The sequence below is a fragment of the Pseudoalteromonas carrageenovora IAM 12662 genome, assembly GCF_900239935.1.
Taxonomy (GTDB): domain Bacteria; phylum Pseudomonadota; class Gammaproteobacteria; order Enterobacterales; family Alteromonadaceae; genus Pseudoalteromonas; species Pseudoalteromonas carrageenovora.
On the sequence record NZ_LT965928.1, the window covers coordinates 2,817,325 to 2,839,463 of the forward strand.

Genomic DNA, 22,139 nt, shown 5'->3' on the forward strand with positions numbered 1-22,139 from the left:
CTGAAATGCCCCTTTTACAAGGGGCTATAAATAATTTACTTTTTAGCCATTGCTGAAATTCTGCTCGAAAGCGAGAATAAACGAATAAAGCCTTCAGCGTGCGATTGGTCATACACATCGTCTTCACCAAAGGTAGCAAAGTCTTCGCTGTATAAGCTATTAGGTGATTTTTTCTGAACAGCTGTCACTTGGCCTTTGTAAAGCTTAAGTACAACTTCACCCGTTGCTAATGTAGAAAGTGCTTCTGCGCCGGCTAAAATAGAATCTTTAAGAGGTGTAAACCAACGACCATCATAAACTAAGTGCGAAAACTCACCGCCGAGTACTTCTTTCCATTTACGGCTAGATTTATCAAGTACTAGCTCGTCAATAGCTTGCAGTGCCGCCATAATAACGGTGCCACCTGGCGTTTCGTAACAACCACGCGATTTCATGCCTACTAAACGATTTTCTACAATGTCTACACGCCCAACACCATGTGGTGCTGCGATGTCGTTTAATTTAACTAAACAGTCGTAAGGTTTAAGCTCTTCACCATTTACCGCAACTACTTCGCCTTCGATAACCGTAAGCGTTACATGCTCAGCTTTATCAGGTGCTTGCTCAGGAGAGTTAGTCCAAGTCCACACTTGGTCGCTAGGTTCACACCATGGGTCTTCAAGCTCGCCACCTTCGTGCGAAATATGCCATGCGTTAGCATCACGACTGTATATTTTTGTAGCAGAAGCAGAGCACGGAATATCACGCTCAGCTAAGTAATCTAGTAATGATTCACGACTCGATAAATCCCACTCACGCCATGGCGCAATTACTTTTAAATCGGGTGCAAGTGCTGCAAAGCACGATTCAAAACGAACTTGGTCGTTACCTTTACCAGTACAACCATGAGAAAGTGCATCGGCACCTACTTTACGTGCAATTTCAACTTGTGCTTTAGCGATAATTGGGCGCGCCATTGAAGTACCAAGTAAATAAGTACCTTCGTAAATTGAACCGGTTTTAAGCGTTGGGTAAATGTATTCACTTACCATTTCGTCTTTTAAGTCAACTACGTAACACTCAGACGCACCTGATGCGATTGCTTTAGCTTCTACGCCTTCAAGCTCTTCAGCGCCTTGGCCTACATCGGCAACAAACGCGATTACTTCACAATCGTAGTTTTCTTTTAACCATGGCACGATAGCCGACGTATCAAGACCACCTGAATAGGCTAAAACGACTTTTTTAATTGAACTCATAGGTGTTCCTTAACAAAATTTGGATTTAGTAATGTAACTAGCAGAGCATTTTGCGCATGCATGCGATTTTCTGCTTGTTGAATAATTTTAGATGCTGGGCCATCCATTACCTCAGAGGTAATTTCAAACTCACGGTGTGCCGGTTGGCAATGTAATACCGTAGTCGCACCTGTTTGATCTAGCAATGCTTGGTTTAACTGATAAGGCATGTATTTTTCTTTTACAAGCTCAAGTGGCGTGTCATCCCCCATTGAAACCCACGTATCGGCGTAAACAACGTTTGCGCCAACAGCCGCTTCAACACGATCACTTACCATTACTGATGCGCCATTCATAGCTGCTATTTGTTCAGCCTTTTTAAGAATTTGCGAATCAGGCGAGCTGCCTTTTGGCGTTACCGCTACAAAATCAGTACCAAGCGTTGCCGCTAAGAGCATAAGTGAGTGAGTTACATTATTGCCCTCACCTAAGTAAGCGACTTTAAGCTCGCTCACATCGCCATGTACTTCTTGAAGCGTTAAAAAATCAGCCAATGCTTGGCATGGGTGATATAAATCACACAAGCTATTAACCACAGGCACAGATGAGTATTCACCTAGCGTTGTTAATGTGCTGTGCTGATTAACACGCGCTACAATACCATCAGCCCATGTAGAAATATTAAGTGCGAAATCTTTTACCGATTCACGTGCGCCCATAGCGCCATTTTGCTGATCTAAATATACAGCGTGACCACCTAAGCGATTAATACCAATATCAAATGATAAACGCGTACGTAAACTTTGTTTTTCGAATAACGTAACAACAGACTTGCCCGCTAATACTTGGCTGTATTTCTCTGGATTTGCTTTTAAATCACGCGCTAATTTTAATAAATTAAGTGCGCCTTGTTGGTCTAATTCTAGACCCGTTAAAAAATTCTCTAACATGGTAACCCTATGGTGTAATCTTTGTTCCGACATGCTCGCCTTTTAGCAAAGCAGTTAAGTTTTCTGGCTTTTGCCAACTGGAAATATACACACCTCGTCGTAAATGTTGGGCAGCGTGTAGGCTGGTCTTAACTTTGACCTCCATCCCGCCCAAAATTACTCCTTCATCAATTAAAGTATCAATGTGTTTTGTGTCAAGTTGATGTAGCGGTTGTTTATTTGCATCAAGCACTGCCTCTACATCTGTCATAAATATAAGTTCAGCGTTTAAATTACTGGCAATCGCTGCTGCAGCTTCATCGGCATTCACGTTGTACCAGTTACCTTGCTCGTCAAAGCCAATAGAGCTCACAATAGGTAAGCGGCCAATTTTAAGTAAATCATTAACGATAGAGTCATCATTACTTTTACACTTACCGACTTGGCCAAGTGCTTTTAGCTTTTGCGAAGCACTAACACCGGCTTCATAAAGGCTTAATCCAACAGGTTTATGTCCTGCATTTATGGCTTGGCTTACAAGCTGTTTATTAGCACAGCCAGCAAGTGCGCCTACAATATAAGGCATTTGCTCTTTTGGGCTGATACGCAAGCCCTGGTGCTTTGCACTAGCAAAGCCTGCTTGCTTTAGCCATGTATCAACTAAAGAACCGCCTCCATGCACAATGACAAACTCATCATTGTTTTGCTCATTTAATACATCAAACAAAGCTTTTGCTGCATTTTCTATATTAAGTACTGCACCACCGAGTTTAATTACCCACGTTTTTTTGCTCATTTAAAACGCCCCTTTTAAGCCAGAAGTGTGTTTTAAATTCATGGATAAGTTAATACATTGTAATGCTTGGCCTGCAGCGCCTTTTAATAAATTATCAATAGCAGACATAACGATTAACTGCGTCCCTTGTTGTTGCCAACCAATATCAACATACGGTTGTTTTGCAACACCTTTAATAGACGGTATTTTATTTTCTAGTAGACGAATCAATGGCTCATCTGCAAGTACTTTATAAGCGTCTAAAACGTTTTCCTTGGTAACGCCAGGCTTAAGCTGTACATAAATAGTTTCCAAAATACCACGCGGAAAATTACCTAAATGCGGAGTAAATAGCACTTTGTGACCTAAGTGCTGTTCAACCTCTGGACCGTGGCGGTGGTTAAACAAACCATATGGAGCCAGCGACACTTCACAAAAGTGAGTACCTACGCTTGCTTTTCGCCCAGCACCAGTGACACCCGATACCGCATTAATAATAATATTTTCATCACTTAATAAATCAGCTTGTTTAAGAGGTTTTAGTGCGTTGAGTGCCGCAGTCGGGTAGCAACCTGCCACTGCAACAAGTTGTGCATTTGCTATAGCATCACTATTCCATTCAGCTAAACCGTAGGCCGCTTCGTTTAATAGTTCAGGATGTTGATGCTCAAAACCATAGTAAGTAACGTAATCGTCGTTGCTTGCTAGGCGGTAGCCACCTGATAAATCAAATACCTTTTTGCCCATAGCTAAAAATTGGGGTGCTAAATCAACACTTACCTTATGATCTGTACATAAACAAACATAGTCAGCGCTATTGTTAATGTCATCAAATGCTGAAGCGCTAAGAGGGAGTAAAGGCGTATCGAGTAAGCCTAGGTGCTCAGGATAAAGATCGCTTAGCAATTTATTTTTATCTAAACTACCTTCAGATACATAACAACCTGCTAATTTAAGGTGTGGGTGATTAGCAACTAAGCTTGCTAACTCTGCGCCGCTGTAACCGCTTGCGCCAATAATTACTACATTCATTGATTACTCGTTATTTTAAAATGTATTGCTAAATATATATGTTGTTCGCTTAATGTTAGCTAAAACGCTAAATTAAGACTTAATTTAATGAATTTGTAGATTATCGTCGCATTATTGTCATAGCTTTACTTTAATATATTTATGCTTAAAAAGTGAATTGATATTCATCATAAATACTTTTATATTGTTATGCAATTAAATTGAATAATAATTTTGGATTTTTTTATGCCTTTGCCTTCGTTTATTTCTATGTACCAACAACTCATTGCCGCTCCTTCTATCAGCGCAATAGAAGATACGCTTTGTATGAGTAATAAAAACGTAATTGAACTACTTGCACAGTGGTGTGAAAGCTTAGGCTTTACTTGTGAAATTATAGAGTTAGAAGGTGGTAAAGGCCGCTATAACTTATTAGCTAAGCGCGGCCAAGGTGATGGTGGTTTAATGCTTGCAGGACACACCGATACTGTGCCTTTTGATGATAGCCGTTGGAATCACGATCCATTTAAACTAACGGAACACAATAATAAGTTGTATGGCTTAGGTAGCATTGATATGAAGGGCTTTTTTGCTTTTGTGCTGCAAGCAATTAGTGAACTTGATGAAAAGCAACAAACCCAGCCAATTTTAATACTCGCCACTGCTGATGAAGAAACGACAATGGCGGGTGCTCAGCAAATTTGTAAGCATCAAAATTTAAAACCTGCTCGCTGTATAATTGGCGAACCTACTGATATGACACCAGTATTTACACACAAAGGGCATATGAGTACTGCAATAAGAGTTGTCGGTCGTTCTGGCCATAGCTCCGATCCCGAACGTGGTCTTAACGCCATCGAAGTAATGCATAAAGTGACTACAAAATTACTAAACTTAAAAGAGCTATTAAAGAATAAATATTCAGTAGAGCACTTCAAAATTCCCTACCCTACGTTAAATTTGGGCCATATACATGGTGGCGATAACGCAAATAGAATTTGCGGCTGCTGTGAAATGCACATAGATATGCGCCCATTACCCGGGCTAAGTATAAAAGACTTACAAGCATTACTTATTGATGCAACTAAAGAGATTAATGAGCAATACCCTAATGCAGTTAGTGTAATTGATTTACACGATCCTATACCTGCATTTAGTGGTAGCACCGACAGCGCCTTAGTAAAAATGGCAGAGAAAATAGCGGGACAAAAAGCGGTTGCAGTAAACTATTGTACTGAAGCACCTTTTATACAACAGCTTGGCTGTGAAACAATAGTGATGGGACCTGGCTCTATTAACCAAGCTCATCAGCCTGATGAGTTTTTAGCTATGGAAAAAATAACACCATCGCAAAAAATGATTACTGACATTATTAAGGCCAATTGCTTTAACGCTTAAAGTAATTACGCATTAAAAAGCAAAAAAGGCGCCAATTGGTGCCTTTTTTAGCAACTACTTTAACGCTACTTCATATATTTACTTAAGTACTTTTTAAATACCGGATCTGATTTTGCTAACTCTTTTTGCTCAGCTAAAATTTCTTTCAAAATTTTACCTGAGGTAAGTGGATTAGCAAGTACCACCCTGAATACAACTGTAGGCTGGTTATCATATTGAACGGGTGTTAAACGTGTTCGCGATACAAACGAACGACCCGATTCACGCTGGCGTTTTTGCATACTGGCAGTAAAACGATTGAGGGATGCAAAAATATCAATACGTGTTTTTTCATCAGCTTCTGCAATAGCTTCCTTAATTTGTTTAGGAACGTAGCGGTAGGTTAATAAGCACAGTTCTGGCTCTGAAATAAGCTCAAAATCTTCATCAGCTTTTATTAAATCAGCAAAATAATGTGCTTTTTTAATGCTGCGATCAATTAGCATTTCATAGCCTTTACGACCAATAACGCGTAAGCATGCATGTACTAACATAGCCATACCAGGCCGGCTGCCTTCAAGTGTATGACTACCTAAATCTTTTGAACCTTTACGTAATATATACTCAGCGTGATGCTCAATTGCATCGGTTGCCGCAGGGTCCTTAAACAGCACTAAACCCGCGCCCATTGGTACATACATTTGTTTGTGTGCATCTATGGTAATAGAGTCTGCGCGCTCAATCCCTTTTAAAAGTGGGCGGTGTGTTTGCGATAAAAGAGTCGCCCCCCCCCACGCTGCATCTACATGAAAATGACAATTTATTTCGTGTGCTAAGTCGGCCATATCATCAAGTGGATCTATATTACCGGTTTCGGTAGTACCAGCTACACCCACAATTGCCATGACTTTAATACCTTGAGCTTCAAGCTCTAGGGCTTTTTCACGCATGGCAGCAACGTCAACTTTATTATTTTTGCAGGTTTTAATACCAATTAAATTTTCACGGCCAATGCCCAGCAAGTCAACCGACTTACCTAGAGAGTAATGCCCGCGTTCAGAAATTAATACCGCCAATCCTTTGTAACCATAATGCAGCATGCCAGCAATTAAACCCTGTGCCCCAATTCCTTTAAAACTACCTTGGGGTTTTAATAAACGGTTGCGTGCAATCCAAAGTGCAGTAATGTTAGCTACAGTGCCACCAGAGCAAAAAGCGCCTAATGATGTTTTAGCGCTATGCATCCATTTAGAATAAAAGTCATCATCCTGCCCATAAGCCAAATGATGCATCATTCCAAGTACTTGTCGCTCAAGTGGGGTAAACGCCTTTGAGGTTTCTATTTTTACTAAGTTTTGATTAAGACCCACCATTAGCTTTGAAAGCGGCAGTAAAAAATGCGGTAATGCCGACGTCATATGCCCAATAAAGCTAGGTGCAGCCGTATGCACAGAATGGGCAACTAATTGGTCCATAATATCTTGTGCATAGGCAGATACAAACGTTGGATCTTCTGGGATCACTGCCGATTGAAAGTCTTTTTCAATTTCGTGTAATGGTTTTTCAATTGCCGCAATATTTTCGTTTAGAAATCCAGCTAAATTACTCGAAATTTCAAGCTCTATTTTGCTTAAAGTTGAGTCTGGCGCTTCAGGTACAGTAAATATACGCTTAAGGCTTTCTTTAGAGGCGACGGCACAACGCTTTTGATCCATCTTTATACCTAGTGTGTGTGTAGCTAAAACACGTATTTACCTATTAAAAATGTCAAATTAAGACATTATTTTAAGCAACCGTGTTTCTTTAAAAATTGCGCTAACTTTACTGCAATATAACTAAAATGTCTCGTTTAAACCCATAAAAGCAATCAAAGCGATGACAAAAAAATGATAATTTAATTAATATTCAACTAAACCCAATTATTTATTGGGCATTTGTTTATTTTGCGTATAATAAATTTGATATCAAAAAAGGGACACACATGCTTAAAGGAAGAGTAAAAGTTAGTTGGATTATGGCTGGTTTTAGCTTGTTTTTAATAAGTTTACTTACCTATGTTTACTACACTTACCAGACTACACGTGCTGAGATAATGCAGTCGGTTGATAACCGCTTGTTAAATGCAGCCACCAGCGTTAAACATATTTTAGGTGAAAAATACTTAATTGCAGTAAACCAAGGCAACAATGTAAGCTTTGCTGACTATCAAAATAAAAGCAAACAGCTTTCTGAGTTTGCTCAAGCCCTTGATATTGCATATGTATATTCGATGATACTAAAAGATGGCAAAGTACATTTTAGTTCATCAAGCTACACGCAAGACGATCAAGATAATGGGAAAGTGACTCAATTTTTAGACCTCTACCCTGAAGCCACCGACGCTAACATAAGCGCATTTTATTCTACTGAGCCTGTGTTTGAAATTTCGAGTGATCAGTGGGGTCATTTTAAAACTATTTTTATTCCCTTTGTTGACCCAATTAACGGCAAAACCTACTTAACCGGTGCCGATATAACTATTTATAATTTAAACCAGCAACTTAAAGAGAGTGTATCGAAGGCTGCTGCTATGGCGAGCTTTTTCTTTTTTATCGCCATATTAGTTTCTGCTATCTATATATATTTATTAAAACGCTCGTTAGCGACCGACTCAAGTACAGGTTTTTCAAACCATATAGCGCTTGAATACTACATAAAAAAAAGCAATGCCCATCATATGCAATTAGCCGTAATTTGGGTTAATGAAATAGAAGACATAAACAGTTTTTACGGCACCGAAGTAGGCGATAAAGTAATGAAAAATTTGCTTACTCACTTTAAACTTCGCAGTTCTACAAATTGCTATATATACCGTTTAGCTACCAATAAAATTGTGTTACTTGCACCTAAAGAAATGAGTAATGATGAATTTACCGAGCTTGTTAAAACTTATAACTTTAATACGCCCGTTTTAACCGACCCTTTTATTTATATAACTCTGTGTGCCGGAATTGCTAGCGGTAATAAATCATTACTACTTGAAAATGCTCATATTGCAGCGCTGCAAGCTAAAGAAGGCCGCCACAGTATAGTGAACTATTCAAAAGCCCTGCACGATGTAAAAACGCAATATCAATACAATGTAGAAATGGCTAAAGAGGTTCGCGAAGCATTTGATAACAATCGAATAGTCCCTTACTTTCAGCCAATAGTTGATACAACTACAGATAAAATTGTGCAATACGAATGTTTAGCGCGCATGGTCACGGCCCAAGGTGAAATATTAAAACCCGACGCATTTTTAAATGTAGTAACTCGCTCAAGAATGGATGGCTTACTAACTCGTACTATATTTTCGCAATGTGTAAGCCGCTTTAGAAAAACCAGTATTTGCTGGAGCCTAAATATAACCGCACAAGATATGCTTGACCCTAATTTAAGTGAATTCATTGCCTATGAACTTAAACGTTACCCGCACCCAGGTAATATCACGTTAGAGCTTTTAGAAACCCAAGCTATTGCTAACTTCTCAGAAGTAAAAGCCTTTATTGGTATGGTAAAAGCAAAAGGTGTAAAAGTAATTATTGATGACTTTGGTAGCGGTTATTCAAACATATCAAATGTACTAAAACTTGAAGTAGATGGAATAAAGTTAGATGGCGCACTAATAAAACAAATAGTAAACGATAAAGATATTTACTTGTTTATCGAACATATAGCGAGTTTTGCAAACCAATTAGGGCTAAAACTAATAGCTGAATCAGTTGAAAATACCACCATAGTAACGGCGCTAAAAAAAGCAAATGTGGCACTGATGCAAGGCAATTACTTTGCTCATCCAGCGCCACACGTTAATACTGTAACTGAAGAAGAAACAATACTTTAAAGATTAATAACTAAACGGTGGCTTTGTTGGCCACTAGCCCAGTATTTACGCTCAAAGGGTGTAATTGCATCATCTGACTCATACAATGTTACATCGCAAGGGTTGCCAGTTAGCGCAAGCGCCCTTGCAAACTCTTTTACGTAAATATCCCAGTTACTGCGTACTTCTAATTGCCCGCCTAGCTTAACAATAAACGGAAAAATAGCCGCACCGTGCCACCTGCGCTGAATATGCTTAGATTTAGGCCACGGGTTAGGGTAAAGCAAATAATGATGTGTAGGCTGCCAGTTAGCTGCAACCGCTAAACGCCAAAAGTCGTTTAAATCGGCTTGCACTAAAATATACTGCCCGCTATCTGTTTGCTTGTATTCTACGTCGTGTTTATCAAGTCGATGAGACGATTTATCAATACCTATAACCAGTGCATCGGGGTGGCGCTTAGCTAAGTTAGCGCTACTCTCACCTACTCCACAACACGAGTCTAAAATAAGCGGGCCATTAAAGGCCTGTACTTTAGCGTTTACTTCATCAAACGCTTTTTGAGTATGCTCAGCAATTGGCTTTTTAAACTCAGCGTTTAAATGTTTATTAACTATTTCATCAAGCTTTTCGTGAATACCTGCTTGGTTAGATACAATACTGCGTGAATTTGCATCGCTCATTAGTGTCTTAGCCCCACACCTTTTTTAATTAGCGTAAGTGCTAAAGTAAATAATACTGTAATAAATACTAAAATAACCCCAAGTGCTACGCTTAAATCAACATCCGACACACCTAAAAAGCCGTAACGGAATGCATTAACCATGTAAATAATTGGATTAATTTGCGACACATTTTGCCAAAATTCAGGTAATAGTGTAATCGAATAAAATACACCACCTAAGTATGTTAAGGGCGTTAAAATAAAGGTAGGAATGATACTAATATCATCAAAGCTATTTGCGTAAATCGCGTTAATTAACCCACCTAATGCAAATACAGCTGACGTTAAAATAACTGTCGCCATAATTACAAATATATTATGTATTTGAATATCAACAAATAACAACGATACACAGGTCACTATAAAGCCAACCATCATGCCTCGAGTCATACCGCCGCCCATATAGCCAAGTACAATAATGTAATTAGGTACAGGTGCAACAAGTAGCTCTTCAATGCTTTTTTGAAATTTAGTTGAGTAAAAACTAGAGGCCACATTAGAGTAGGAGTTAGTTATGACCGACATCATTATAAGTCCAGGTACGATAAACTCCATGTAGCTAAAGCCGCCCATATCACCAATACGTGAGCCAATTAAATTACCAAAAATAACAAAGTATAAACTCATTGTAATCGCTGGCGGTACTAGGGTTTGCACCCAAATACGTAAAAAACGAATACACTCTTTAATCCATAAACTTTTTAGCGCTACGCCATACTTAAACATTTATTCGCCCCGCCCTTGCTCTAGTAGTCCTACAAATAACTCTTCTAACCTGTTTGCTTTGTTACGCATGCTTAATACCGTATTACCTTGCTCAGTAAGCGCACTAAACACAGCATTTAAGCCTTGTGACTTAGCAACTTCGACTTCAATTGTATGATCGTCCGTCATTGTAAATTTATAGCCTTCAAGCGTTACAGGGTTGGCTGGCATTTTCAAATCTAAAATAAAGGTTTCTTTATCAAGCTTTGCTAGCAACGCTTTAATCGTCGTGTTTTCAACAATACGACCGGTATCAATAATGGCAATGTTTTTACACAACAGCTCTGCTTCTTCTAAGTAATGGGTAGTTAGGATAATTGTTACGCCTTGCTCATTAATTTGACGTAAAAAATCCCACATTGAACGACGAAGCTCTATATCAACCCCTGCTGTTGGTTCATCAAGTATAAGCAGCTTCGGTTCGTGCATAAGAGCGCGAGCAATCATTAATCGGCGCTTCATACCGCCAGAAAGCGTGCGTGCCTGCTTGTCTTTTTTCTCTAATAAACCTAGTTGCTTTAAATACTTATCAGCGCGTTTGTGCGCCTCGCTGCGAGTAACACCATAATAACCTGCTTGGTTAACCAGTATTTGCCCTAACGTTTCAAACTGGCTAAAGTTAAACTCTTGCGGAACAAGCCCTAAATGCGCTTTAGCTGCCTCTAAGTCTGTATCAATATTGTGCCCAAATACTTCAACCTTGCCTTTTGTTTTATTAACCAAAGACGATATAACACCTATGGTGGTCGATTTACCCGCGCCATTAGGGCCTAATAAAGCAAAAAAATCGCCCTCATTAACTTGTAAATCAACACCTTTAATAGCCTCTACGCCATTTTTATAAACCTTGGTAAGGCCTTCTATATTTAAAGCAATATTTTGCTTACTCATTATTTACCCTCACCATAACCCCAACGTTTTGTTAGGTTATGTTCAATGTTTAAACGATCTAAGATTCGCGCCACCATAAAATCAACTAAGTCTTCTATGCTTTGCGGTTTATGATAAAAGCCAGGCGCTGCGGGCATAATAGTCACCCCTAAACGAGATAACTTAAGCATATTTTCCAGATGGATTTCGTTGAATGGCGTTTCACGTGGTACTAAAATTAATTGTCCACGCTCTTTAATAACAACATCGGCGGCGCGCTCTAGTAGATTATCTGACGCACCTACTGCAATTGCCGAAACAGAGCCTGCACTACAAGGACATACTACCATTTTTTTAGGTGCCGCAGAGCCTGAGGCTACCGGACTAAACCAATTGTCTTTACCGAATACTTTTAACTGTTCATCCTTAGCGTTAAATAACGTACTTAGCTGTTCAGTTGCTTTGTCTTCGTTGCCAGATAACTTTATATTTGATTCTGTATCAAGTACTACACGGGCTGCGCTTGATATAAGTACGTACACTTGAAATTGCTGTTCAAGTAATACTTCAAGTAGTCTTAAGCCATATGGTGCACCTGAAGCGCCACTAAATGCCAGTGTGATTCTGTCTTTAAATTGCACATTATTCTCCGCTGTATTTATTACTCAAACCATCAACAAGCTGTTGATGAAGACCATTAAAGCCGCCATTACTCATAATTAGAATGTGCTGATCAGGTTTTATATTTGCAAGTACACTGTCAATAATAGTTTGCGTGCTGTTAAAGCATTGCATACCCGCTTTATCTGCTTGCTCTTTCAGTGACCAACTTAAGTTATCTGGTTCAAATAAAAGTACATCGTCAGCATCGCGTAACGAATCAAGCAATGTATACTGATGTACTCCCATTTTCATGGTGTTTGAACGAGGCTCTAAAATAGCGATAATTTTTTCATCGCCTACTTTTGCTCGAAGCCCAGCAAGTGTGGTTTTAATGGCTGTTGGGTGGTGCGCAAAATCGTCGTACACTTTAATGTTATTTATATTTGCTTTAAGCTCCATTCGCCTTTTAGGGCTAATAAACTCCCCAAGTGCAGCAATACTATGATCTATAGCAATACCTACATGGCGCGCCGCAGCTATAGCCATAATAGCATTTTTAACATTATGCTCGCCAATTGCCTGCCAGTTAACAGTGCCTTGGTGTTCATTATTTAACAGTACATTAAATTCACTGCCGTCGGCTTTTATTAACTCGTACGTCCAATCGCCATCAAGCGTTTCGCTTTCACTCCATAAGCCTTGGTTAGTAACATCGCTAAGTGCTACATCTTGCTTTGGCCAAATAACTTTGCCGCTTTGAGGTAATGTACGCATTAAATGATGAAATTGTTTTTTAATTGCATTTAAATCTTCAAAAATATCTGCGTGATCAAATTCAAGATTATTTAAAATTAGCGTACGCGGTAAATAGTGAACAAACTTACTACGCTTATCAAAAAAGGCGGTATCGTACTCATCGGCTTCAATTACAAAAAATGGGGTCTCGCCCACTTTGGCCGACACACCAAAATTTTGTACTATGCCACCAATTAAAAAACCTGGTTTTAAGCCTGCATATTCAAGTATCCACGCCAGCATGCTCGCTGTAGTGGTTTTGCCATGCGTGCCAGCTACAGCAAGCACCCATGAGTTTTGTAATAAATTATGCTTAAGCCACTCAGGACCTGACGTATAAGGTAGACCTTTATCTAACACATACTCTACACACGGGTTACCACGGCTCATTGCATTACCAATTACCACCATATCTGGCTTAGGCTCTAACTGGTTTACGTTGAAACCTTGAGTCAGCTCAATACCTAACTCTTCAAGTTGCGTGCTCATTGGCGGATAAACATTTTGATCCGACCCAGTTACCTTATGGCCAAGTGACTTAGCTATAGCTGCTATACCGCCCATAAAGGTGCCGCAAATGCCTAAAATATGTATATGCATAACTTTTATTTAATCCTTCACTGCTTTGCACGTCTGCAAATTTAATGGCGCTATAATGCCAAATTTCGCGCTTAGTTACTATGCACGTATACACAATTCACTAATGCCTAAATACGGCTAATTAGAAATAAAAAAGCCCTCTTAACAAAGAGGGCTTTTACTTTTAAGCTAAACTACAATGTTAAAAAAACAATTAATCCAACGCCTAGTAGCAATCTGTAAATCACAAATGGCAACATCCCCATTTGCTCAATTACTTTTAAAAACATAAATATACATGCATAAGCTGATAAAAACGAAAGCGCTACACCTAATAATAATGTGCTCCAATCAACAACGTGGTCACCTAACGCAAGCTCCACAGTGTAATAAAGGCCCATCATAGAAATAATTGGTATTGCTAATAAAAATGAGAAACGCGCAGCACTTTGTTTATTCATACCCAGCATTAAACCAGCTGTCATGGTGATACCTGAGCGAGAAGTTCCTGGGATCATGGCAACAGCTTGTGCAAAGCCGATAATAAGTGCCGTTTTCCAGTTAAGCTGATAAATCGTTTTAATTTGCTTGCCCTTGGCATCTGCGTACCAAAGCAATAAACCAAATACGATTGTGGTAGTTGCTATTACCCAAGCGCTTCTTAAATAAAGCTCTATAAAGTCTTTTAAAAGCAGCCCTAAAATAGCAGCTGGAATAGTACCAAGAATAATCCACCAGCCTAATTTACTATCGTCTGTAGTACCTTGATCACCAAACGATTTAAACCAAGCCGTGAGTATATCGGCAACCTCTTTTCTAAAATAAATTACTACGGCTATTAATGTCCCTACATGTACTGCTACATCAAAGGCTAAGCCTTGATCTTCCCAGCCTAATATTTGCGAAGGTAAAATTAAATGTGCTGAGCTTGAGATAGGTAAAAACTCAGTAAATCCTTGTATCAGGGCTAAAACAATTATTTCTATAATGCTCATGGGTTAGAAAACTCCACCTTCCATAGTTTTTGTTGAGGGTTGTTATACTCACCCCAAAGCTCAGCTATGGTTTGCTTTGCTACAGGGTGATAAAAATTAGGGGCTACTTCAGACAGTGGCTGAAGTACAAATGCATTTTTTGTTATTTCGTCGCGTGGTAATTGTGCTGGAGAGTCGCAAATAACATCATCATAAAATAATAAGTCTAAATCGAGTGTACGAGGACTAAACTTTTTATCATGCGCGTTACGACCATTATCTCGCTCGATTTGCTTTAATAAGGCACACACATCATGCAATTTCATATCAGTACTTGCAGCAACAACAGAATTGTAAAAGTTATTTCCTGCAAAGCCTACTGCCTCACTTTCAAATACTGACGAATGCACGATATGCTCAAAATGTTGCCTAAGGGCTATCAGTGCGCATTGTATATAATGCGCTTTATTTATATTTGAGCCTAAGCTGATATAAATTTGCGCCATTTAATCACAAACCTTAGTGCGAGTAATTTCTACACCAACAGTTTTTGCTTGAGGTACTGCTGCAGGCTTGCTTACTCTTATAGTCACTTTTGGTGTATTAAATTCGGTTAGTATTATTTTTGCTAACTGCTCTACCAGTGTTTCTAGTAATTCAACTGGTTTTGCTGTGCTGTGCTCAATAATACGTTCGCTTACTTTAGCGTAATCAAGCGCTAAGTTAATATCGTCGTTTTCTGCTGCAGGTTTAATATCACTAAGCATTTCAATATCAAAATAAAGGCTCTGTTTACTTTCTTTTTCAAAATCGTACACGCCAATAATCGTGTCGACGTGCAATTGAGATATAAAAACCTTATCCATTGATACTCCAAATAACAATAAACTACTAAGCATCAGTAAAATTAATACTGTATATGGTTTAGCCAGTGTTTAAATATGTAAAAATAACTTCTACAATAGCAAATTAACTAAGCTAGCTATTAAATAGGCTGTTAATAATTTTTACGATAAATTTTGTCGCCAATAATAGCTTAAAAGTACCCTCAATTGGTATAGCAATTAAAAAATAAGGAAGCGCGTGTTAGCCACATTAATGTTTGTTTTAGCTTATTTACTTGGGTCGATTTCGTCGGCTATTTTAGTGTCGCGGCTATTCAAACTTCCAGATCCTCGTAATAGTGGTTCAAATAACCCTGGCGCTACAAATGTCTATAGACTAGGTGGGACGTTTCCTGCGTGTTTGGTATTGGTTTTTGATATTTTAAAAGGCACGATCCCCGTTTGGGGCGCTTATTTTTTAAAGCTAGAACCTTTAGAGCTTGGCTTAGTAGCCGTAGCTGCATGTTTAGGGCATATGTACCCTGTATTTTTTAGTTTCAAAGGCGGAAAAGCAGTCGCCACAGCATTTGGCTCATTGCTACCTATTGGTTTATCTTTGGCTGGCTTATTAATTTGTACATGGTTGGTTATTGTTGCAATAACGCGTTACTCTTCTCTTGCTGCGCTTGTGGCTGTCTCTTTAGCGCCGCTATATACTTGGTTAATAAAACCGCTTTATACTTTGCCTGTTGCGTTTATTACGCTGTTAATCATTTTTCGCCACCGCACTAATATAATTCGTTTATTTAGCGGAGACGAACCAAAAGTGGGCGCTAAAAAAGCCCCCACTGATGACAAAAAACACTAGCTTTATATAGCTTCTAAGCTATCTATTGGCCAACGTGGTTTGGTTTTCATATCTAGGCTAGCAAACTGGCCGGCCTTTAAACGCTGCATACCTGCATAAGCAATCATCGCACCGTTATCTGTGCAAAACTCTGTGCGAGGATAATATACTTGCCCTTTCATACCGTGCATTACGCGCTCTAGCTGTAAACGCAACTGTGTATTTGCACTTACCCCACCGGCAATAACTAAGCGTTTAATACCCGTTTGTTTAAGCGCACGCTTACATTTTATTACTAAAGTATCTATTACTGCAGTTTGAAACGCATGGGCTATATCTGCTTTGGTTTGCGCGTCGTCGTCATTTTCACGAATCGCAATAGAAGCAGCTGTTTTTAAACCGCTAAAGCTAAAATCAAGACCGGGTTTATCTGTCATTGGGCGCGGAAATACAAAACGCTTTGCTACGCCTTGCTCTGCCATTTTAGCTAAGCGTGGCCCGCCTGGGTAATCAAGACCTAACAGTTTGGCAGTTTTATCAAACGCCTCACCGGCCGCATCATCTACCGATTCACCAAGCACTTCGTACTGGCCTATGCCCGCAACTTTCACCATCATGGTGTGACCACCAGATACAAGTAAAGCAATAAAAGGGAATTCAGGTACGTTTTCTTCAAGCATAGGCGCAAGTAAATGCCCTTCCATATGATGCACTGCAACAGCGGGAATATCCCAACCATATGCTAAAGAGCGACCAATAGAGGTACCAACAAGTAACGCACCAACCAAGCCTGGGCCTGCGGTATAGGCAATACCGTCTAAATCTTCAGGGCCGCAACCTGCTTGAGCAAAAGCGGCGTCAATAAGTGGTAATGTTTTACGAACATGATCGCGCGATGCAAGCTCAGGTACTACACCACCATAATCTGCATGTACTTCAACTTGGCTGTATAATTGATGAGCCAATAAGCCTTTTTCATCATCGTAAATCGCAATACCTGTTTCATCACACGATGACTCAATGCCCAAAATTCGCACTGTACTTCTCCTGCCTTTTAATCACTACTTAATGTGTTTATAACGCCAAACCAATGTTGGTTTGTCCATCCGCAATAGCTTGCTTTTTAAGTGCTTTAACATTTTCTGAGGTAATACGCCCCATATTTTCAACAAAGTCGATTAGCTCCCTAAGCACGTCAATTTCGTATTGCATTAATGGGTGCTCACGCACTGCCTTATTGTCAGCTACTTCGCCTTCAACAGTCATTTGGTATTCAATAAAACGCGCTACTGTAGCCTGCGAAATTTTACTTACGCTAATAAACTCTTGCTCATCTTGACCCATAAGGCCATGCATAAGACTTAACAAAGAGGTAGCAGCATCTATCGCAGGGTAAGTACCAAACATATCAAAGTCAGCAAGCTCTGGAACATTTGGCTCAATTTTTTCAACTTGTTTTTCAAGATCAATTTTACTTTTAGGTAGTAATATTTTTTCCCAACAAACGTTAAGCGCACTACGTAGTAATGCTTCATCACCAAAACCAGTGGCCTCACTAAATAAACCGTAGTTTGGCAACATACGCTCAATTAAAGCACCTGCTAGCACTGCTTTTTGTAAGTAGTTTAGCTCTCTAATACGTTGAAAATTATTCGCTTTAGTCATTCTTTAGAGTCTCACATGACCAACAAAAATCAAATGTTGATCCATTATGCTCATTACAATTAGGGCACACCCAATCTGGAGCGGATTGTTTTACTTGTTGATAGTTTACCAATATTTCACGCGCGTGGCGCTCTTTTATCGCATAAACCTGCACACTAACTTGGGTTTGCTCAAATGGGATTTCACCTAACGCACCTTGTAACATTTCACCTTGAATTTGACACTCTATGCCAGCACTCAAAATAAGCCCTTTTACAATATTCGCTTCAAGATTATTGTCAGCTTTGTAGAGTGTTATCCAATGAAATGCATTGTGAGAGTTTTCAGTATTAATATTTTGCAATTATCACCTCATTTGTTTTGCGTTTACAATATCCTACGATACTCTACTAAACTGTGTAGTAAGTAACTTTTTAGGATAAAACAATGACTCTTACGACCCCTGGCTTACTTTTTCCGGCAATTTCACTTTTGTTACTTGCTTATACAAACCGCTTTTTAGTTCTAGCGCAATTAATTAGAGAGCTCAATGCGCGAGAAGGTGAGTCTATACGTCCAGTTGTTGTTGCTCAAATTACTAATTTAAGAAAGCGAATAAAGCTGATTCGAACTATGCAAGTGTATGGTGTAGCATCATTTTTACTTTGCACGCTATCAATGTTTGCATTGTTTATTGAATTTAATACCACTGGCATTATTCTATTTGGCGTAAGTTTGGCGTGTTTAAGCTTATCGCTATTAACTTCTCTTTTTGAAATACACATATCTTGTGATGCAATTGAAATAGAGCTACAAAGTATTGAAAACAAGCCATTAAGTAACAGAGTAAACCGTAACTTTGTAAAATAATACGTATACGCTTAAGCACACCTATTGATTGTAACAATTACATGGTATGGGCTACTAATTCGAGCATATACCTTTTCATTAACTAGAATAAAAAACTTAACCTTTTACACCTAACTTACTGAGTAAAAATAACTTTAAAATAAAAATAATTGCATAAATATAAATAAATAAGAATGAACAACTAGTTTTAAATTAAAAAAGTAATACTATTTGGTCGCTTTTCTCTTTAATTAATACTTAAAGGGGGGTATCCTGCCTAAATCATGCATGAACTTGCAAACGTATTTCAGTATTAAATTTTACTAATCTTTAGAATAAAAATTAATATATTTGATGTTCGCGGTAACTGCGACTTACTTATAAAAAGGGACTATAAAGTGAGATTTGAACAATTAGAGCAATTTGTAGCGCTTGGTGTGTTACGTCACTTTAGACAAGCAGCTGAGCAAACCCAAATCAGTACTTCAGCGCTTACGCGCAGCATTCAAACTCTTGAAGATGAAATGGGATATGAATTAGTTAAACGCTCAACCCGCTCTGTTAAATTAACGCCTGAAGGCGAGCTTTTTCTTGATTACGCGAAAAACACTCTGTCGGAACTTGAACTAACTAAAAAACGAATTTTTCAATCTGTTAATGGCAACGCTGATGAAAAGCTAGTTATTGGCTATACCAATAAGGCCAGTAGCATAGTGCCTATTTCGTGCGGACAATTTTTAGCGCAGTACCCTCACATTAAAATAGAGATGCAACTACAAGACCAGCAAGAACTGACACGTAAACTCCAACAAGGAGAAATAGACATAAGCGTATATTCGCAAGCTATTAATAGTATTGGAAGCGATATACATTTACCTGATCAGCTTGTTTTATTTGTGTCAACAAACCACCCTCTGGCTCATAAAAACGATATTAGTAAGCACGACTTAGATGGTTACCCTATGTACGGTTGTTTTTCCCAATCAAAACAAGTACAAACTATGCTAAACGAAGCCATTGACTCTTTAAACAAATCATCAAGTATTAAAGTAGGCAGTATTGAGCAAGTAATGGCGGGCGTTGTTAAGTCTAATCACTTTGCAATTGCAAGTATTGAGCATGCTAATACAATTGCTGAACACTCGAATTTAGTGCAATTAAAAACGAATAAAGATTTAAGCCATGAACAGCTTGTAGTGCAAACAAGCCAACAAACAGCGATTAGTGAACATGTAGAGCACTTACTATCGCTAATTAAAAAAGCAGGCACTACGTTTAACTAATTATTAAAAAAAGTGCGGCATAATAAACAGTAGCTTTTAGCTATTTTTCGGCTACACTGTCGCACCTTTTTTAAACAGCTGACATGAATGAACACACTTTTTGGTTCCGATGTCTATTTAGATGATATAGAACGCCAAGGATACGCCGTAATTCATAACGCGCTTATTGCTGAATTAGTTAATGAGTTAGTAACCGATTGTCACCGTATAAACCCTCACTTTAGTCTTGCCGGTATTGGCCGTTTAAACGATTTGCAAATAGATAAAACTATTCGTAAAGATAAAACCTATTGGTTTGATGGCAGCTCTCAGGCGCAGCTTACCTATCAAGCTATTATGCAAAGTATAAAAACAACGCTAAACCGTACTTTTTTTATGGGGTTATTTGATTACGAATGTCACTATGCAAAGTATACGAATGGTGACTTTTATAAAAAACATATAGATGTATTTAAAGGACGCTCTAATCGCGTATTTACAACTGTGCTTTATTTAAATACACCTGAACAAGGTGGCGAACTTGTTATTTATAAACCTAAAAGTAAAGAAATTGAAATAACGATTAAACCAACCGCGGGTACATTAGTTATGTTTGAAAGTGAGCGTTTTGCCCATGAAGTATTACCCGCCGTTGATGAGCGTTACTCTATAGCCGGATGGTTTAGAAAAAACGCTTCTATAAGCGGTATTATAGACCCACCAAGGTAGTAATAATAAGTAGTTTAAAGCCTGTCTGGAGGTTTTAAACTACCATAGGATAAGAAACTAGTAACCCTATAAAAATAGCTAAGCCCACATAATGGTTATTTAAAAATGCTTTAAAGCAATCACTTCTATCGCGCTTATGAATAAGTGTTTGCTGATAAATAAGTAAACCCGCAGCAACACTTACGCCAACGCCAAATACCGCACCTAAATTATTACTTAGCCCAATAAAAGCAACAATTGCGATAAATACAGTATTTAATATAAAAATAATATGACGATCCAATTGACCAAATAAGATGGCTGTAGACTTTACCCCTATTTTTAAATCGTCATCTCTATCGACCATTGCATACATAGTATCGTAGGCTACAGTCCAGCAGATATTAGCAATGAATAATAGCCACGCTTGCGATGGTACTGAATTAATCGATGCCATATAGGCCATTGGAATTGCCCAGCCAAACGCAGCACCTAAAACCACTTGGGGTAATTGGGTATAACGCTTCATAAAAGGGTAACAAAATGCTAAAGCAAGCGCCCCAAACGACAATAATATAGTGTTTATACCCAACAACATCACGAGTACAAAAGCAATGGTAATAAGCAGTGCAAATAAGCTTAATGCTTCACCAGCGCTTACTTGCCCAGTAGCGAGCGGGCGCCCTGCAGTGCGCTTAACAGCTCCATCTATTTTTCTATCTGCAAAATCGTTAATAACGCAACCGGCGCTGCGCATAACAACCACTCCCAGTGTAAATACAATAAAGTTAAGCAAACTAGGCATACCGCTATTAGCAAGCCATAAAGCCCAGTATGTAGGCCACAGGAGTAATAAAGTACCTATTGGCTTATCGATACGCATTAGTTGAATATAAAAAGGAATATGCTTGATATGCAATGAGGCTAATTTCATGAGTACAAATACGCTCCTGGTAAAAATACTTCGCACACTAAAAATTGATATTCGTGTAGGGAAAAAACACTACGACGCCCTAAAAGCTCTCTGTTTGGTAAGTTTAGCAACGTCACTAATTGTTGTATTGAATGAGAGAAGTTGAAAGAGGCTATTTCTATCTCTGTACGCTTTAATGCAGGGTCTTGAAAAATCACATCCCCTAACGGACGCTCCCCTATATTATGCAACGGGTTGCTTGCATCGCTTTTAGGTAACCAGCTTTGTGCATATACCATAGGTACGTTATCGCACAGTAAAATAACTTCTCGATTAATTGCTGTTTGAGTAGCACAACTTAGCAAATTTTGTTGCTCAGGACTTAAAGTAAATAGTTGCTCACTTAAAACTTTCACACTAAATATTTGTGATTTACTTTTTAATTTAGCGGTTAAAGAATTTGGCTCAAATAGCCATTCTTGTTCAGCAGAAGATAAATCACTTACAGATGAAGTGGACTGCCAATTAGCAGAAATAGACAAGGGATAAGTAATCACAATAGCTCGATAAAATAAAAACCAACGCGATGATAACATTGCCAAAGCATTTGAAAAAGTGATGTTTTATTG

At 38.7% G+C, this 22,139-nt stretch carries 24 protein-coding genes; 6 read left to right on the forward strand and 18 right to left on the reverse strand.

Annotated features, from left to right (window positions below):
* Positions 1–35: 35 nt before the first annotated feature.
* From ALFOR1_RS12740 to argC, 4 genes are read right to left on the reverse strand one after another with little or no spacing between them, the layout of a single operon-like run.
* Positions 36–1,238 carry an argininosuccinate synthase gene (locus ALFOR1_RS12740; RefSeq protein WP_058548669.1) on the reverse strand — a complete coding sequence of 401 codons (1,203 nt, stop codon included), beginning with the start codon at positions 1,236–1,238 and terminating at the stop codon, positions 36–38.
* A complete protein-coding gene (locus tag ALFOR1_RS12745) occupies positions 1,235–2,167 on the reverse strand; it encodes an ornithine carbamoyltransferase (RefSeq protein WP_089346939.1) in 933 nt (310 codons plus the stop codon). Before ALFOR1_RS12745 ends, ALFOR1_RS12740 begins: the two co-directional genes overlap by 4 nt.
* Before the next feature lie 7 nt (positions 2,168–2,174).
* Positions 2,175–2,942 (reverse strand): acetylglutamate kinase, encoded by a 768-nt coding sequence (gene argB / locus ALFOR1_RS12750; RefSeq protein ID WP_058548671.1) that lies wholly within the window; start codon positions 2,940–2,942, stop codon positions 2,175–2,177.
* A complete protein-coding gene (gene argC, locus ALFOR1_RS12755; protein WP_104643183.1) occupies positions 2,943–3,953 on the reverse strand; it encodes an N-acetyl-gamma-glutamyl-phosphate reductase in 1,011 nt (336 codons plus the stop codon).
* Between the two features lie 225 nt (positions 3,954–4,178).
* Between argC and argE the strand changes: the two genes are divergently transcribed.
* A complete protein-coding gene (gene argE, locus ALFOR1_RS12760; RefSeq protein ID WP_104643184.1) occupies positions 4,179–5,330 on the forward strand; it encodes an acetylornithine deacetylase in 1,152 nt (383 codons plus the stop codon).
* 65 nt (positions 5,331–5,395) lie between these two features.
* Here the strand turns inward: argE and panP are convergent, their stop codons facing one another.
* Positions 5,396–7,024, reverse strand: a complete 1,629-nt coding sequence (panP, locus tag ALFOR1_RS12765; RefSeq protein WP_104643185.1) for a pyridoxal-dependent aspartate 1-decarboxylase PanP — start codon at positions 7,022–7,024, stop codon at positions 5,396–5,398.
* 266 nt (positions 7,025–7,290) lie between these two features.
* Between panP and ALFOR1_RS12770 the strand changes: the two genes are divergently transcribed.
* Complete coding sequence (locus ALFOR1_RS12770; RefSeq protein ID WP_058548675.1) at positions 7,291–9,174, forward strand: bifunctional diguanylate cyclase/phosphodiesterase; 1,884 nt, start codon at positions 7,291–7,293, stop codon at positions 9,172–9,174.
* Here ALFOR1_RS12770 and trmB read toward each other — a convergent pair.
* From trmB to folB, 8 genes are all read right to left on the reverse strand, one after another.
* The gene (gene trmB, locus ALFOR1_RS12775; RefSeq protein ID WP_058548676.1) at positions 9,171–9,836 is read right to left on the reverse strand and encodes a tRNA (guanine(46)-N(7))-methyltransferase TrmB; all 666 of its coding nucleotides are present in this window, start codon (positions 9,834–9,836) and stop codon (positions 9,171–9,173) included. The two genes, ALFOR1_RS12770 and trmB, sit on opposite strands and share 4 nt — an antisense overlap.
* The gene (locus ALFOR1_RS12780) at positions 9,836–10,603 is read right to left on the reverse strand and encodes an ABC transporter permease (RefSeq protein WP_058548677.1); all 768 of its coding nucleotides are present in this window, start codon (positions 10,601–10,603) and stop codon (positions 9,836–9,838) included. Before ALFOR1_RS12780 ends, trmB begins: the two co-directional genes overlap by 1 nt.
* Entirely contained in the window at positions 10,604–11,533 is a 930-nt protein-coding gene (locus ALFOR1_RS12785; protein WP_058548678.1) for an ABC transporter ATP-binding protein, read from the reverse strand.
* Entirely contained in the window at positions 11,533–12,153 is a 621-nt protein-coding gene (locus ALFOR1_RS12790; RefSeq protein WP_104643186.1) for a flavin prenyltransferase UbiX, read from the reverse strand. Before ALFOR1_RS12790 ends, ALFOR1_RS12785 begins: the two co-directional genes overlap by 1 nt.
* 1 nt (position 12,154) lies before the next feature.
* Positions 12,155–13,510 carry a UDP-N-acetylmuramate:L-alanyl-gamma-D-glutamyl-meso-diaminopimelate ligase gene (mpl, locus tag ALFOR1_RS12795; RefSeq protein WP_104643187.1) on the reverse strand — a complete coding sequence of 452 codons (1,356 nt, stop codon included), beginning with the start codon at positions 13,508–13,510 and terminating at the stop codon, positions 12,155–12,157.
* A 173-nt stretch (positions 13,511–13,683) separates the two neighbouring features.
* Positions 13,684–14,484: an undecaprenyl-diphosphate phosphatase gene (locus tag ALFOR1_RS12800; RefSeq protein WP_104643188.1), complete on the reverse strand. Its 801-nt coding sequence runs from the start codon at positions 14,482–14,484 to the stop codon at positions 13,684–13,686.
* Entirely contained in the window at positions 14,481–14,969 is a 489-nt protein-coding gene (gene folK / locus ALFOR1_RS12805; protein ID WP_058548682.1) for a 2-amino-4-hydroxy-6-hydroxymethyldihydropteridine diphosphokinase, read from the reverse strand. The genes ALFOR1_RS12800 and folK overlap by 4 nt, the downstream gene beginning before the upstream one ends.
* On the reverse strand, positions 14,970–15,329 hold the full coding sequence (gene folB, locus ALFOR1_RS12810) for a dihydroneopterin aldolase (protein WP_058548683.1): 360 nt from the start codon (positions 15,327–15,329) through the stop codon (positions 14,970–14,972).
* Between the two features lie 217 nt (positions 15,330–15,546).
* Here folB and plsY point away from each other — a divergent pair, with 217 nt between their 5' ends.
* Complete coding sequence (plsY, locus tag ALFOR1_RS12815; protein WP_058548684.1) at positions 15,547–16,155, forward strand: glycerol-3-phosphate 1-O-acyltransferase PlsY; 609 nt, start codon at positions 15,547–15,549, stop codon at positions 16,153–16,155.
* A gap of 2 nt (positions 16,156–16,157) precedes the next feature.
* Here the strand turns inward: plsY and tsaD are convergent, their stop codons facing one another.
* Genes tsaD through ALFOR1_RS12830 form a run of 3 tightly spaced genes read right to left on the reverse strand, consistent with a single transcriptional unit; the run spans position 16,158 to position 18,142 of the window.
* Positions 16,158–17,171: a tRNA (adenosine(37)-N6)-threonylcarbamoyltransferase complex transferase subunit TsaD gene (gene tsaD / locus ALFOR1_RS12820; protein ID WP_104643189.1), complete on the reverse strand. Its 1,014-nt coding sequence runs from the start codon at positions 17,169–17,171 to the stop codon at positions 16,158–16,160.
* 37 nt (positions 17,172–17,208) lie between these two features.
* Positions 17,209–17,799, reverse strand: a complete 591-nt coding sequence (locus ALFOR1_RS12825; RefSeq protein ID WP_058548686.1) for a YjaG family protein — start codon at positions 17,797–17,799, stop codon at positions 17,209–17,211.
* Positions 17,792–18,142, reverse strand: a complete 351-nt coding sequence (locus ALFOR1_RS12830; RefSeq protein WP_058548687.1) for a putative signal transducing protein — start codon at positions 18,140–18,142, stop codon at positions 17,792–17,794. The genes ALFOR1_RS12825 and ALFOR1_RS12830 overlap by 8 nt, the downstream gene beginning before the upstream one ends.
* A gap of 83 nt (positions 18,143–18,225) precedes the next feature.
* On the opposite strand from ALFOR1_RS12830, the gene ALFOR1_RS12835 reads away from it, so the two are divergent.
* The 3 genes from ALFOR1_RS12835 to ALFOR1_RS12845 all read left to right on the forward strand — a co-directional run bounded on the left by ALFOR1_RS12835 (position 18,226) and on the right by ALFOR1_RS12845 (position 20,618).
* Entirely contained in the window at positions 18,226–18,648 is a 423-nt protein-coding gene (locus tag ALFOR1_RS12835) for a DUF2721 domain-containing protein (RefSeq protein WP_058548688.1), read from the forward strand.
* Between the two features lie 377 nt (positions 18,649–19,025).
* Positions 19,026–19,910: a LysR family transcriptional regulator gene (locus tag ALFOR1_RS12840; RefSeq protein WP_058548689.1), complete on the forward strand. Its 885-nt coding sequence runs from the start codon at positions 19,026–19,028 to the stop codon at positions 19,908–19,910.
* 87 nt (positions 19,911–19,997) lie between these two features.
* A complete protein-coding gene (locus ALFOR1_RS12845) occupies positions 19,998–20,618 on the forward strand; it encodes a 2OG-Fe(II) oxygenase (protein WP_104643190.1) in 621 nt (206 codons plus the stop codon).
* Positions 20,619–20,652: 34 nt separating this feature from the next.
* On the opposite strand, the gene ubiA is transcribed toward ALFOR1_RS12845, so the two are convergent.
* Both ubiA and ALFOR1_RS12855 read right to left on the reverse strand, forming a co-directional pair.
* Entirely contained in the window at positions 20,653–21,531 is an 879-nt protein-coding gene (gene ubiA / locus ALFOR1_RS12850) for a 4-hydroxybenzoate octaprenyltransferase (protein WP_104643191.1), read from the reverse strand.
* The gene (locus ALFOR1_RS12855; protein WP_058548741.1) at positions 21,528–22,067 is read right to left on the reverse strand and encodes a chorismate--pyruvate lyase family protein; all 540 of its coding nucleotides are present in this window, start codon (positions 22,065–22,067) and stop codon (positions 21,528–21,530) included. The genes ubiA and ALFOR1_RS12855 overlap by 4 nt, the downstream gene beginning before the upstream one ends.
* Positions 22,068–22,139 lie beyond the last annotated feature (72 nt).

Excerpts from the sequence above, each read along its gene's own strand:
- ALFOR1_RS12740 (WP_058548669.1), bottom strand. The coding sequence starts at position 1,238 with ATGAGTTCAATTAAAAAAGTCGTTTTAGCCTATTCAGGTGGTCTTGAT.
- ALFOR1_RS12745 (WP_089346939.1), bottom strand. The coding sequence starts at position 2,167 with ATGTTAGAGAATTTTTTAACGGGTCTAGAATTAGACCAACAAGGCGCA.
- argB (WP_058548671.1), bottom strand. The coding sequence starts at position 2,942 with ATGAGCAAAAAAACGTGGGTAATTAAACTCGGTGGTGCAGTACTTAAT.
- argC (WP_104643183.1), bottom strand. The coding sequence starts at position 3,953 with ATGAATGTAGTAATTATTGGCGCAAGCGGTTACAGCGGCGCAGAGTTA.
- argE (WP_104643184.1), top strand. The coding sequence starts at position 4,179 with ATGCCTTTGCCTTCGTTTATTTCTATGTACCAACAACTCATTGCCGCT.
- panP (WP_104643185.1), bottom strand. The coding sequence starts at position 7,024 with ATGGATCAAAAGCGTTGTGCCGTCGCCTCTAAAGAAAGCCTTAAGCGT.
- ALFOR1_RS12770 (WP_058548675.1), top strand. The coding sequence starts at position 7,291 with ATGCTTAAAGGAAGAGTAAAAGTTAGTTGGATTATGGCTGGTTTTAGC.
- trmB (WP_058548676.1), bottom strand. The coding sequence starts at position 9,836 with ATGAGCGATGCAAATTCACGCAGTATTGTATCTAACCAAGCAGGTATT.
- ALFOR1_RS12780 (WP_058548677.1), bottom strand. The coding sequence starts at position 10,603 with ATGTTTAAGTATGGCGTAGCGCTAAAAAGTTTATGGATTAAAGAGTGT.
- ALFOR1_RS12785 (WP_058548678.1), bottom strand. The coding sequence starts at position 11,533 with ATGAGTAAGCAAAATATTGCTTTAAATATAGAAGGCCTTACCAAGGTT.
- mpl (WP_104643187.1), bottom strand. The coding sequence starts at position 13,510 with ATGCATATACATATTTTAGGCATTTGCGGCACCTTTATGGGCGGTATA.
- ALFOR1_RS12800 (WP_104643188.1), bottom strand. The coding sequence starts at position 14,484 with ATGAGCATTATAGAAATAATTGTTTTAGCCCTGATACAAGGATTTACT.
- folK (WP_058548682.1), bottom strand. The coding sequence starts at position 14,969 with ATGGCGCAAATTTATATCAGCTTAGGCTCAAATATAAATAAAGCGCAT.
- folB (WP_058548683.1), bottom strand. The coding sequence starts at position 15,329 with ATGGATAAGGTTTTTATATCTCAATTGCACGTCGACACGATTATTGGC.
- ALFOR1_RS12825 (WP_058548686.1), bottom strand. The coding sequence starts at position 17,799 with ATGACTAAAGCGAATAATTTTCAACGTATTAGAGAGCTAAACTACTTA.
- ALFOR1_RS12835 (WP_058548688.1), top strand. The coding sequence starts at position 18,226 with ATGACTCTTACGACCCCTGGCTTACTTTTTCCGGCAATTTCACTTTTG.
- ALFOR1_RS12845 (WP_104643190.1), top strand. The coding sequence starts at position 19,998 with ATGAACACACTTTTTGGTTCCGATGTCTATTTAGATGATATAGAACGC.
- ubiA (WP_104643191.1), bottom strand. The coding sequence starts at position 21,531 with ATGAAATTAGCCTCATTGCATATCAAGCATATTCCTTTTTATATTCAA.